This window comes from Photorhabdus sp. HUG-39, from assembly GCF_963878365.1.
Classification (GTDB): Bacteria; Pseudomonadota; Gammaproteobacteria; order Enterobacterales; family Enterobacteriaceae; genus Photorhabdus; species Photorhabdus kayaii.
Genome location: NZ_CAWNWY010000008.1, coordinates 127,998 through 140,986 on the forward strand (window position 1 = coordinate 127,998; position 12,989 = coordinate 140,986).

General features: G+C 42.7%; 14 protein-coding genes. 12 read left to right on the top strand and 2 right to left on the bottom strand.

Annotation, left to right across the window (positions count from 1 at the left end):
- Position 1 precedes the first annotated feature (1 nt).
- Entirely contained in the window at positions 2–3,337 is a 3,336-nt protein-coding gene (gene mscM, locus AAC155_RS07785) for a miniconductance mechanosensitive channel MscM (RefSeq protein WP_113041677.1), read from the top strand.
- 79 nt (positions 3,338–3,416) lie between these two features.
- Here the strand turns inward: mscM and AAC155_RS07790 are convergent, their stop codons facing one another.
- The gene (locus AAC155_RS07790; RefSeq protein ID WP_113041678.1) at positions 3,417–3,680 is read right to left on the bottom strand and encodes a PAAR domain-containing protein; all 264 of its coding nucleotides are present in this window, start codon (positions 3,678–3,680) and stop codon (positions 3,417–3,419) included.
- Between the two features lie 87 nt (positions 3,681–3,767).
- Entirely contained in the window at positions 3,768–3,911 is a 144-nt protein-coding gene (locus tag AAC155_RS07795; RefSeq protein ID WP_158536514.1) for a hypothetical protein, read from the bottom strand.
- Positions 3,912–4,074: 163 nt separating this feature from the next.
- Between AAC155_RS07795 and AAC155_RS07800 the strand changes: the two genes are divergently transcribed.
- The 11 genes from AAC155_RS07800 (at position 4,075) to AAC155_RS07850 (ending at position 12,892) form a co-directional block, all read left to right on the top strand.
- Positions 4,075–5,808: a type VI secretion system baseplate subunit TssF gene (locus AAC155_RS07800; protein WP_229015612.1), complete on the top strand. Its 1,734-nt coding sequence runs from the start codon at positions 4,075–4,077 to the stop codon at positions 5,806–5,808.
- 14 nt (positions 5,809–5,822) lie between these two features.
- Positions 5,823–7,799, top strand: a complete 1,977-nt coding sequence (gene tssI / locus AAC155_RS07805; RefSeq protein ID WP_113041696.1) for a type VI secretion system Vgr family protein — start codon at positions 5,823–5,825, stop codon at positions 7,797–7,799.
- Positions 7,796–8,287, top strand: coding sequence for a DUF4123 domain-containing protein (locus tag AAC155_RS07810; protein WP_113041680.1), 492 nt, complete (start codon positions 7,796–7,798; stop codon positions 8,285–8,287). Before tssI ends, AAC155_RS07810 begins: the two co-directional genes overlap by 4 nt.
- A 2-nt stretch (positions 8,288–8,289) precedes the next feature.
- Positions 8,290–8,634, top strand: a complete 345-nt coding sequence (locus AAC155_RS07815; protein WP_112894311.1) for a hypothetical protein — start codon at positions 8,290–8,292, stop codon at positions 8,632–8,634.
- A 1-nt stretch (position 8,635) separates the two neighbouring features.
- Positions 8,636–9,238, top strand: coding sequence for a restriction endonuclease fold toxin 5 domain-containing protein (locus tag AAC155_RS07820; RefSeq protein ID WP_113041681.1), 603 nt, complete (start codon positions 8,636–8,638; stop codon positions 9,236–9,238).
- A 27-nt stretch (positions 9,239–9,265) separates the two neighbouring features.
- Positions 9,266–9,991 carry an immunity 52 family protein gene (locus AAC155_RS07825; RefSeq protein ID WP_113041682.1) on the top strand — a complete coding sequence of 242 codons (726 nt, stop codon included), beginning with the start codon at positions 9,266–9,268 and terminating at the stop codon, positions 9,989–9,991.
- A gap of 2 nt (positions 9,992–9,993) precedes the next feature.
- The gene (locus AAC155_RS07830) at positions 9,994–10,257 is read left to right on the top strand and encodes a PAAR domain-containing protein (protein WP_113041683.1); all 264 of its coding nucleotides are present in this window, start codon (positions 9,994–9,996) and stop codon (positions 10,255–10,257) included.
- Positions 10,258–10,420: 163 nt separating this feature from the next.
- Positions 10,421–11,053, top strand: coding sequence for a restriction endonuclease fold toxin 5 domain-containing protein (locus AAC155_RS07835; protein ID WP_113041684.1), 633 nt, complete (start codon positions 10,421–10,423; stop codon positions 11,051–11,053).
- Between the two features lie 48 nt (positions 11,054–11,101).
- Positions 11,102–11,836: an immunity 52 family protein gene (locus AAC155_RS07840; protein ID WP_113041685.1), complete on the top strand. Its 735-nt coding sequence runs from the start codon at positions 11,102–11,104 to the stop codon at positions 11,834–11,836.
- A 2-nt stretch (positions 11,837–11,838) separates the two neighbouring features.
- The gene (locus tag AAC155_RS07845; RefSeq protein ID WP_113041686.1) at positions 11,839–12,102 is read left to right on the top strand and encodes a PAAR domain-containing protein; all 264 of its coding nucleotides are present in this window, start codon (positions 11,839–11,841) and stop codon (positions 12,100–12,102) included.
- A gap of 163 nt (positions 12,103–12,265) precedes the next feature.
- The gene (locus AAC155_RS07850; protein ID WP_113041687.1) at positions 12,266–12,892 is read left to right on the top strand and encodes a restriction endonuclease fold toxin 5 domain-containing protein; all 627 of its coding nucleotides are present in this window, start codon (positions 12,266–12,268) and stop codon (positions 12,890–12,892) included.
- Positions 12,893–12,989 lie beyond the last annotated feature (97 nt).

The window sequence follows — 12,989 nt, forward strand, 5'->3', positions numbered from 1 at the left end:
CGTGCGCCTGATTATCAGCTTACTGCTTAGCCTGATCATTATTAATCCGGTTCTTGCTGCGATTCCACTTGATGAGAACCAGCTCAAACAAGAACTGAAACAAATCGAATCCAGCAAAAACCCGCAGGATGCAGAAGTTACTCAGGCGTTGCAAGGCGCTCTCAATTGGATTGCCGATACTAAATCAGCTAACGACAGAACACAAAAGTATCAGACCGCCATTGATGATTTTCCTAAAATAACGAAAGAACTTCGTCAAAAATTACTTACTGAAAGTGATACTCCCCGCCCAATTCCTGCTAACCAACCCATAGCAAGCATTGAGCAACAGATCATTCAGGTCAGCAGTCGGTTACTAGAACAAGGGGGGCAATTACAGCAAGAACAGGACAAAGGACGGGAAATCAGTGACTCTCTAATACTATTACCGCAACAACAATCAGAAGCACGAAGCTTGCTAACTGAAGCATCTTCTCGCCTACAATCATTAGGAACACCCTCCACCCCATTAGGAGAGGCTCAATTTGCCTTAGCTCAAGCCGAAGTCAATGCCCACAAAGCGACAGTCAATGAACTCGAAATAGCTCAACTTTCTGCAAATAATCGACAGGAAATTTCCCGTATGCGGGTTGAACTGTTCAAAAAGCGATATCATCGACTTGATCTTGAACTGCAACAACTCCGTAGCCAACTTAATGCACAACGCCAGCAAAAAGCAGAATTAGCCCTAGAACATACCGAGATGCTGGCGGAACAAAGTGATCAGCTACCAAAATTTCTGCTTGATGAATTACAACTGAACCGGAATTTATCTCAGGAATTAAATCAACAAGCACAACGAATGAATGTCATCGGCTCAAAGCAACGCCAAGCCGCCAGTGATATTATTCAGGTCCGGCAAGCATTGAATACTATTCGTGAACAGGCACAATGGCTCGGTGGCTCTACAACACTCGGAGAAGCGCTCCAAACTCAGCTTGCCCGTTTGCCTGACATGTCTAAACCACAGCAACTTGATCGGAATATTGTCAAATTCAGGGTCGATAGGCTGAAATACGAAGACATGCTGGAGCAGCTACAAAAAGACACAAAACCCGTACAGAAAAGCAACGTTGCGTTAACTGCTGAACAAGAGAGGATTTATGATTCTCTTACCCGCACCCGCAAAGAATTACTTAATTCATTATTATCTGGTTACGACAGTGAAATCCTTGAATTGACCAAACTGAAAGTCGCTACCAGTCAGCTAAATGATGCGCTAACCGAAGTTAAAGAGGCCACACACCGTTATCTATTCTGGGTCGCGGATGTTAACCCCATTTCGCTCAATTACCCAATCAGTGTTGTGCAGGATCTGACCCGTCTATTATCGCTGGATACCTTCTCTCAGTTAAGCGGCGCTCTAATAGTCATGCTGACCACTCAGGATACGCTGCTGTATCTGCTTGGCACCCTCTTCCTGGTTATATTCAGCGTCGGTTCTCTCCGCCATTATCATGCATTCCTTGAACGCGCGAGTAACCGTATCGGCAAAGTCACCTATGATCACTTCTCCCTCACTTTACGTACCGTATTCTGGTCGGTTGTGGTCGCGTTACCTTTGCCCATGCTCTGGTCCGCCATTGGCTATGGCCTGCAAAGCGCTTGGCAGTATCCTATGGCGACAGCTATTGGTTATGGTGTCAGTGCTACGACGCCCGTATTATGGATCTTCATACTAAGTGCCACTTTCGCCCATCCCAATGGGTTATTCATTGCCCATTTTCGTTGGCCGGAAGAACGTGTTAAACGGGCCTTACGATTCTACCAACTATCTATCTTTGCCATTGTACCGTTGGTCATGGCATTGATAACGTTTGAACATTACAGTGATCGAGAATTTTCTTCCACACTCGGTAGGCTCTGCTTCCTCGTCCTATGCGTCTCCTTAAGCCTGATCACTAACAGCTTGAAACGGGCAAAAGTCCCGCTCTATCTGGATAAAAATGGCTACGGCGAAAATGTTATCAATATTGCTCTCTGGTGGATTTTACTCTCTGCGCCGATAGTCGCAGCACTAGCTTCCATACTCGGGTATTTCAGCACATCACAAGCATTGCTAGGGCGTTTAGAAACTTCCGTTGCTATCTGGTTCTTCCTACTGGTTATTTACCATATTATCCGTCGTTGGATGCTGATTCAGCGACGCCGGATCGCCTTTGACCGGGCAAAACAGCGACGGGCAGAAATTCTGGCCCAACGCGCCAAAGGAGAAGACGACTCAACAGGTTCAAGCAGTATCGAAGGCGCCATTGAAGTTGAGGAACCCATTATTGATCTGGATGCAATCAGCGCTCAGTCACTGGGATTAATCCGTTCAATTCTGACTCTGCTTGCCTTGGTTTCACTCATTTGGCTCTGGTCTGAACTGCATTCCGCTTTCTCATTTCTAGAAAATATCCGACTGTGGGATGTCACCACCACCATAAACAATGTAGAAACTGTTCAACCCATCACCGTAGGTTCTGTCTTGATTGCTATCTTGGTGATTATTATCACCACTCAACTGGTGCGTAACCTGCCCGCGCTGCTTGAGTTGGCCTTACTACAGCATTTGGAACTCACGCCAGGTACCGGCTTCGCCATCACCACACTCACCAAATACACCATTACTTTGATTGGGGGTTTAGTGGGTTTCTCCCTGATTGGTATTGAATGGTCAAAATTGCAATGGCTTGTCGCGGCGTTAGGGGTTGGATTAGGTTTTGGCTTACAGGAAATCTTCGCCAACATCGTTTCCGGCCTGATGATATTGTTTGAAAAACCCATTCGTATCGGAGATACCGTGACTATCCGCAACCTGACCGGGAGCATCACCAAGATCAATACACGCGCGACAACCCTGTCAGACTGGGACAGAAAAGAGATCATTGTTCCTAACAAAGCCTTTATTACCGAGCAGTTTATTAACTGGTCATTATCTGACACCATCACTCGTGTTGTACTGACAATCCCTGCGCCGGCAGAAGCTAGCTGTGAAGAGGTCACCCAAATCCTGTTAACTGCGGCTAAACGCTGCACGCTTATCCTTGATAACCCGGCACCTGAAGCCTATCTGGTTGATCTTCAACATGGTATTCAGATATTTGAATTACGTATTTATGCCGCTGAAATGGGGCACCGCATGCCGGTTCGTCACGAAGTCCATCAGCTTATTTTGCAAGGATTCCGCGAACACGGCATTACTCTGCCATTCCCGCCATTTCAAGCGAGTATTGATGTGATTGGTCGGGATATTCGCAGTGCGACAACAACTAGATCAGGCCGTAATCCACCACGTCAACCGGGTAGTTTGTAAAAAGATAATGAAGCACTGAACATCCGTACTTGAATCAACTCACCCTATTTCAGGCAGAATATGGCCTTTTACCGCCATTCTATGCTTGAAATAGGCTTTGCGAAGCAATTAATGTCGCGCCACAAGAGGTTTTCATTCCCTCCAGTGCGTACATTTGCCCATGAGAGCTGACTATTTTAGGCGTCCCTTCCACAATGGTTTGATTGCCACCACATTTTGGACAGGATACAGCATCCCCAACCCGAGCCGCTTTCTTCCCTAACACATCAACGCCTTCATCACCTGCTAACACCTTGCCACCATGCGAAGTCGAATCACCGACCAAAATAATAGAACGTGACATCTTTCCCTCCATTAACTTAATGATTAAATATTAATTTCAGCTGCTAACCTCTGGCTATCATGGCGCCACAACTTGATTAAAGAAAATTTATCTATACCCGTTATCTTTCAAGTTGCCTCTTTGTTGGCTGCACTCACTCACCCCGGTCACATAGTTATCTATGCTCCCGGGGATTCGCTCCCTTGCCGTCGCGATCCATCTTGAAATCCATTGGGTATAAATAAAACTCATTGAAATAAATTACATAATTATGTTAATCGAACACCTAAAAAATTTACATCATTAACTGTTTGAAACAAAAAATTGCACCTATTTAAATTATCAACCTTGATATCCATCAGCTCAAAATATAAATTTACATTAATATTTGATCGGAAAAAAGACAAAGGTAGATATGAAAAATTTTGAAGACTTCTATCGGGAAGCACTTTCACAAATAAAGCATGATCTGAGTAACGCAGCGCAAGAGCATCCACACCTTGCTCCATTTACCTCCGAATCTGGCGACCCGGATGTTCTCCGATTATTGGAAGGTTTTGCGCTTACAACTGCCGGTATTAAGCAGAAAATTGATGATGGTTTCCCGGAAATCATTAACCCTCTTCTACGAAAAGTATGGCCGATACCTTTACATCCGATCCCTTCAACCAGCATTGTCCAGCTAGATATTCAACCGGGCAGCATGACTGAAACCACAAGCATTGCCAAAGGCAGTGAAATTTCCGCCATACAGCAGAATCAATCCATTACATTCAGAACCACTCAAGATATCAATATTGAGCCCATCACTTTGGTCCATAAAACGCTGACACACAGCGGAGACAAGAGCCTGATATCACTGACCTTTCAATATCATGGGCAAACTACCCATTGGAAGACAGGGCAAGTCACGCTTTTTCTCGGAGAAGATCAAAAACTGGCGTCTTTACTGACCAAATACGTGGATCAATCGCTGAACAACACTTATCTGAAAACATCCCTAAAAGAGACGGAGATGTGGCTGGCTATTGAGATCACACCACGCCTGAAAGAAAATTTGGTCCTGCCGAGACCCCATGACTATTTCTGGCCGTTGCAGGTGTTATACGAATACCTCTATCTGCCACATGTTAATGACTTTATGTCATTTGATTTATCGGAAGAAATCGCTGAGCTCCCTTTGGGAGAAGATAAGCAATTTACCATTATTCTAGAATTTGACCGTAACATTCCCATCGAGGACATTACACCCGCATTTATTCCCCATTGCGTACCCGTTATTAACCTGGCTCCGGCAAGAACAAAACCGATAACATTTGAAAAGGGCAAATCGCGTTATGTATTAGCAGCGAATGAAATCTTTAGTATTGATAACATTAAACTCCAATCCGATCCTGATGGAACATCTGAAGGATCTGCTCACAGTGTTCCTCTTATCAATAGCGAGCAACTGGCCGCCTGCCATTTTGCCGAACCCGGTGACAACATATTACTTTTTAACCATATACGGGAAGAATCGCCATTTGGTGGCAATCAAATTAATCTCACGTTTTATGATCATCAGGCAAAACCCGTAACAGAACACCACTATCGCGAATTTTACTGCCAATATCACAGATATCATACGCAGGCACGGACATTGGGCATCGGACAAATCTGTATACCCAGCGAGCAGATACCCAGCCATATTCAGGCCAGGAATATCGTGGCGGCGTCAAAAGATCTTCCTGCCGTCATAAACAGTCATCAGCACTGGCCGATACTCTCTTTATTGTCGATTGGGCCATTTTTTCTCAGTCATATTGAATCAGTCAGATCTCTGGTCAAACAACTTGATACCTTCGCGCATCTGGACGCCCCGCGTAGCCGGCATATTCAGCGCATGGCCGATAGCCTCAGCGCTATCTACCTTGAGCCATACTACCATTTTGACAAAGGCATTCCTGTGAGAGGCCAAGCCATCACACTGCGCATGACACCAGAAAATTATGAACATGAAGGAGAAATGTATGCTTTTGCCAAAACACTACACACCGCTTTCTCCCTCTGTTTTGTTGAAACCAGCTTTCACAGATTAACCGTTATCAATAACGGCACCAATGAATGCTGGGAATTTTACAATATGCCTGGGCATCAGAAGATCATGTAATTGAAGGAAACATTATGAAAACCGGACTCCGCTTTTCCTGCACCATCGGCAATCTGCCGCCCATGACTTTTGCGGTAGTGAATTTTACATTAGATGAAGCGCTTTCAGCGTTATTTACCCTGTCTCTCACATTAGCGGCAAACCGTTCAAATATAGACACGGACACCCTCCTGCTCCAAACCGTGCGGTTCACCGTTACCCGTGACGATATTCTGCAACGTGAAGTGAAAGGATTGGTTGCAAGTGCGGTTGTTGGCGCCACAAACCGACATCAAACTCAGTATCACCTGACAGTCAGACCAGAAATGTGGCTGCTGACCCTCGATCAGGACAGCCGTATTTATCACCAGCTTAGTGTCCCCGATATTTTACAACGCATACTGAAACAGAAGAAACTCCGGGCCAATATGCATTTGAATAACCCACACTCAACGCGGGAATACGTCACCATGAAAAGGGAATCATCCTATGATTTCTTTACCCGCCTGGCGGCTGAGGAGGGGATTTTCTTCTGGTTCGCCGATGACGGGCTCTATCTCAGTGATAGCTACCTGAACATGAGAGCGCCGGATACGTTGATTTATAACCCGGACGTCACCAGCGCAGTAGAAGAAAATGTTATCTACAAATGGTCTCTTGGCTCCTACATGCGCCCGGAATCTACCGACCAAAAAGACAGAAATTATCACAACCCCAATTACGCTTTACAGCATAACGCCACGGATTTTGAAGCGGAGAACGGCACGCCATTTCATATTTTTGAAAGTTACGGCCGTTTTCAGAAAGACAAAGAGGGCATTCCGTTTACCCAGTACCGGCTGGAAGCTTTGCGTGCTGACAGCAAATCAGGGCAAGCGGACAGCAATTGTATTCGACTAATGCCCGGCAGAATTTTTACACTAACCAACCACCCGATTGACACCATGAATGATCGCTGGCAAGTCATCTCTTCCCAACACATGGGGCATGTCCCCGCCGTTTTAGGCGATAACGGAACCGGCACCACTCTGAATTCACACACCCAGTTCATTCCAGGCCGCAACGATTGGCGTCCCCCATACCGCTATAAACCATTGGCCGATGGCGATGAAATTGCAACCGTTGTCGGGCCAGGCACTGAAGAAATTTACGTCAACAAAGATGGCGCGGTTCGCGTTCACTTTCACTGGAACCGTTATGACGCGCCTGACGACCAGGCTTCTTGCTGGGTGCGGGTTGCACAAGGGTGGAATGGCAACGGATTTGGTTTTCTGGCAACACCGCGAGTCGGTCAGGAAGTGATTATCTCCTATCTCAACGGCGATATTGACCGGCCTATTATTACCGGATGTACTTACAATGGCCTTAACCGCCCACCGCTGAATCTACCTGCGGAAAAGACGCGCACCACGTTCAGAACCAAAACACATAAAGGTAATGGCTTTAACGAATTACGTTTTGAGGATGAAAACGGCAGTGAAGAAGTATTTATTCATGCTCAACGGGATATGAATACGCTGATTCTGAATGATGAAACCCACAATATTGGGCATAACCGGACACATCATATTAAACATGATGCCCATTTACGCATTGATAATGAGTACCGCGTACAGACGGGAAATGACATTTCCCTATCTACGGGGCAGAAACTCCATATCAAGGCAGATGACGCCCTGTTAACTCAAAGCGGCAATGAAATTCACCTAAGTTCCGGCGCTAAAGTCGTGATTGATGCCGGCAGTGAACTGACCCTACAGGCCGCCGGGTACTTCCTTAAAATCGATGCGGGCGGTATTACCAGCAGTGCGAGCATTAACTTCGGCAGTGGATCACCCGGCAGCGGCTCAGGCTGGGGTGGCAAGCTACCGGATAGGCTGGATAAACTGAAACAAACCAGTGTCGTGCAGGCAGAAAAAGCCCTGACGACACCATTGAAAGAAATCTGTCTGACCTGTCTGATGAAAGCAGAATTGAATGGTACGGCAATGGTTATCAGGGGGCAGTCATGACACCAGAATTACAGAAAAAATGGAGTGAATACAGAGAAACACATCCCGAAATGAAATGGTATGCCTTAGTCAGCGGCCTACAGTATGAACGTCATTTTGCTGAGGAGATTAAGTATATCGCCGGCATGAATAATCCCCTGTTCCGGCAATACCCGGATGCCAAAATTGCGTTCGCGGGACCGTGGTTGTTTGATATGGCTTATGCGAAATCATGGGAAGAAAAGTTATCTGCGCTGGAAAAGGCTGCACCTTCGGTATCCTGGCTACACACCACGCTGTCTTTAGACAAACTGACTCGTCACCTTGAAAACTACCTGAATGTTGAGCTGGAAACGGGGGAAACGGCATTACTGCGTTTTCACGATCCCCGCATTTTGCATCAAATTCGGGATATTTTCAGCCCAGAGCAATTGTCGGCATTCACTGACGGTATTCATGAGTGGGTGTATTCTTTTGATAATAATGATCATTTCGTAAAAGGGGCCTAACGATGATAAAACTCAGCAAGGAGCAGGTCGCTAAATTTATTGATGCGGAAGATGAGGCTTATGTGACCCAGATCCGACAACGTATTCTGGCTGAACACAGTGAATTAGTCGAAAATGAAAGCGAACACAGCCTACACGAACGATTAAAGAAAGCTTATCTGGATTTGGTTGAGGTGGGGTTCAAGGATGAAGCATTGATCCGCTCTTATTTATATTTCGTTGCGTTTAACCGTGATTTTCACGGCTCGCCAGCAATCCAGAATATGTTGAACGCCGGGGATAGCCCGGAACAACAATACCGTGATTATTTGCGGGTTATGGATAATTTATTAAAAAGGAGAAATTAATATGCCATTACCACTCCTTGCGCCAGCGGCTCCCGCTCTTTTAGCTGCTGCTGAATGGACACTGGCTGCTTGTGCAGCGGGATTAGCCGCCGTTGGTGTGATGGAAAGCACCAAAGATAAAGAAGGTGAGCAAGACAAGGCAAAAGCGGATACAAAAACAATTGCTTCGTCCCGTACCAAATGTGAGAAATGTCCGGCTATTGGGAAAGTAATGATGGTTTGGGAAAAAACCACATCGTATTCAGAAATAACAATTGCTTATCAAACGAAAATTGCCGGGACGATATACAACCCTGAATTAAACATAATTGAAACTTGGTTATGCATGGATACAAATTTTGATGGTTGGAAACCTGCACAATGCTTATTTCTTGAGGCTAAGGCTAAGTATGATCAGTTCTTTGAAAATGGTAAACCCAAACCTTGGTGGAAATCGTCAGACTACTCAATGCAAAAACAAGGAAAAAGACAACAATGGGTGTGTACTTCATTAAACAGTACACCAAATTCTCATTGGCATTTTATGCAACATATAAGCTACGCCTATTATTTAGAGAAATTATCTATTTATTCCAATATTAAAGTATTTCATACTCCTTGTTAACCGAATAATTTCTAATAGGAAAAATTAATGACTATTTTATCTTTAGACATAGAAATATATACAGATTGGAAAAAGCCATTAACGCCAGACATTGCAGTTAATGATACCTATAAAATCGTAAAACAATTGGAAGATATCTTCTTTGGATACACTAAAATATGGTACTTAGGAGGAAATAGCCGCGAAGAAGCATTAACTCGGGTAGCTTTTGATGAGAGAGGAATAACAGACGAATGTATAAGCGACTTTAAAGAAAATTATACGGAAGAAGATCCTAAGGTTATATCAGGCGTCTGGGATGGAGGCGAGGATGGGCAAGCATGTTCAGTTAGTTACTTTAATTATCATGTTGAAAGACAAGGCCAAACAAAAATAGAGATTAATATATCCATTAAAGAAAAAGAGTTTCACTTTATTAAGTTGATTGATTTTATCAAGTTTCTGGTTTATAGCCATAATTCACCTTATATTATGGTAGAAACTGATAATTATAGAATAAAAAGAAAACAGGTCTTCCCAGATCGTTTAAGTGCCGGCTGGATGCTCTATTTACCAATAGAAATAGATCTGACTTTAGTTCCAATGGCAGAAGAGATAACACCTGTTTCTGATAAAAATGACAAAAAAGGCTCATTGATTATCACTACAAAAGATATCTTTGATATTGAAAACAAGAAACATATCAATAAAGCCAATGATATTGAAATCTGCTTGCGGGATCTACAAATACTACCATTGATGACAGAGTTATAAATATGACAAACAAAGCCGTAATACGATTAAACGATCTAACCGATCATGGTGGTAAAGTCATTACCGCCATTGATAATTACATGTATCAAGGCGTGCCTGTTGCCGCTAAAGGTGATTTAGTCAACTGCCCTAAGTGCAAAGGGGTTTTCCCTATTGTAGAAGGTAGCAATGACTTAAAGCATCAGGGAAAACCTATTGCATTGGAAGGTATGCAAACAGCCTGTGGCGCAAAACTGATTGCCAGTCAGAAAGATTTTCTCGCTTAATGAGACGACAATCATTTTGGCCTATTTAAGGCAACACTGACGCGCTGCGCTTGTCTTCTCCGTTTTACCGGGCTAATACATTAATCCGGTAAAATAGAGAGCCGAGAAAAATACCGTGATTATTTGCGAGTCATGGATCATTTATTGAAAAGGAGAAATTAACATGCCATTACCACTTCTTGCGCCAGCGGCCCCCGCTCTTTTAGCTGCGGCTGCATGGACACTGGCTGCTTGTGCAACAGGATTAGCCGCCGTTGGTGTGATGGAAAGCACCAAAGATAAAGAAGGTGAACAAGACAAGGCAAAAGCGGATACACAAACAATTGCTTCGTCCCGTACCGAATGTAAGAAATGTCCGGCAATTGGCAACGTTGCGATGGTTTGGGAAAAGACCACATCGTATTCAGAAATAACCATTGCCTACCAAACAAAAATTGCCGGGACGATATACAACCCTGAATTAAACCTAATTGAAACCTGGTTATGCATGGATACAAATTTCGATGGTTGGAAACCTGCACAATGCTTATTTCTTGAGGCCAAAGCTAAATATGATCAGTTTTTTAAGAATGGTGAACCAGATTGGATTTTTGGTGAGTTTAGAAAAACACCTACCAGCAAAACAGGGGCAGAAAGTACAATTTGGCAAGCAGAAAGACAAAATAGGGTATGCATAGGATTGAATAATATTCCAAAGTCTCATTGGCATTTTTTGCAGCCTATATCTTATGAATATTTTTCTGAAATGTTTGTTCCTTTTACTAACATTAAAACATTTCATACGCCAATGAGTTGATCAAAAGCCTATAACTATTGCTGAAAATTTCAAACAGGATTAATGATTATGAGTTTAATACATCCAAGAATAAAATTGTTTCACGACCTTAATGAGCCAATAACACCTGAATTGGCGTTAAGGGATGCATATCAGATAATGCAGAAAATAAATAATATTAGTAGTAACCCAAGTTATTGGCATTTACCAGGATATAGTTTAGAGGAAATAGAGGAAAATAATGTATTTACTGATACTGGTTTTACTGAATATGCTATAAGCCAGCTTACAGAAAATTATGATAAAGATGCAAAATATCTTATAGCTACTTTATTTGATATCCCAGGTGATATTGAACTTAAAAATAGAATTTTTTATCAAAGCAGTGATGTAATTTACAATAATAGACTAGGGAAAACAAATATATCTATTGATCTTAACTTAGTGAAAGAAAAATTTAAGATTCAAACTATTATAGAGTTTGTTAAAGCTTTAGCATCTACTCGTAATTCTCCAATCGTTATGACTGAAACACGAGGATATAGATTGAAAAAAAAGCAAGTATTTCCAGACCGAATAAGTGCAGGTTGGATGCTCTATTTACCAATAGAAATAGATCCGACTTTAGTTCCAATGGCAGAAGAAATAATATCTATTTCTGATAAAAATAACAAAAAAGGCTCATTGATTATTACGACAAAAGATATTTTTGATATTGAAAATCAAGATCATATCAATAAAGCCAATGATATTGAAATATGTTTACGGGATTTACAAATACTACCATTGATGACAGAGTTATAAATATGACAAACAGAGCCGTAATCCGATTAAACGACCTAACCGATCATGGTGGTCAAGTCATTACCGCCATTGATAATTACGTGTATCAAGGCGTACCTGTTGCCGCTAAAGGTGATTTAGTAAACTGCCCTAAGTGCAAAGGGGTTTTCCCTATTGTGGAAGGTAGTAATGACTTAAAGCATCAGGGAAAACCTGTCGCATTAGAAGGTATGCATACAGCATGTGGTGCAAAACTGATTGCCAGCCAGAAAGATTTTCTCGCTTAATGAGACAACAATCACTTTGGCCTATTTAAGACAACACTGACGCGCTGCGCTTGTCTTCTCCATTGTACCGGGCTAATACATTAATCCGGTAAAATGGAGAGCCGAGAAAAATACCGTGATTATTTGCGAGTCATGGATCATTTATTGAAAAGGAGAAATGGACATGCCATTACTACTTCTTGCGCCAGCGGCTCCCGCTCTTTTAACGGCGGCTGAATGGACACTGGCTGCTTGTGCAACAGGATTAGCCGCCGTTGGTGTGATGGAAAGCACCAAAGATAAAGAAGGTGAACAAGACAAGGCAAAAGCGGATACACAAACAATTGCTTCGTCCCGCACCGAATGTGAGAAATGTCCGGCAATTGGCAACGTTACAATGGTTTGGGAAAAGACCACATCGTATTCAGAAATAACCATTGCCTACCAAACAAAAATTGCCGGGACGATATACAACCCTGAATTAAACCTAATTGAAACCTGGTTATGCATGGATACAAATTTCGATGGTTGGAAACCTGCACAATGCTTATTTCTTGAGGCCAAAGCTAAATATGATCAATTTTTCAAAGATGGAGAACCTAATGACTTTTATAAAAATATAAAGTTAAAGGGAAAAATGTCTGGATATGACAGTATGATTAATCAGGCTAGGAGGCAGAACTTAGTGTGCGAGACATTAGATAATATTCCAAAATCCCATTGGCACTTTCTAGAACCAATATCTTATGAATACTTTCTTACGGCATTTTCTATGTTTCCTAACATTACGGTATTTAACACTAAACTTTAATCATTCTCACAAAAGGAGAATTAAAAATGTCAATGATCTTTTCAAGAATAAAATTATTCCATGACTTAAATGAGGCTTTAACTCCTGAAAATGCATT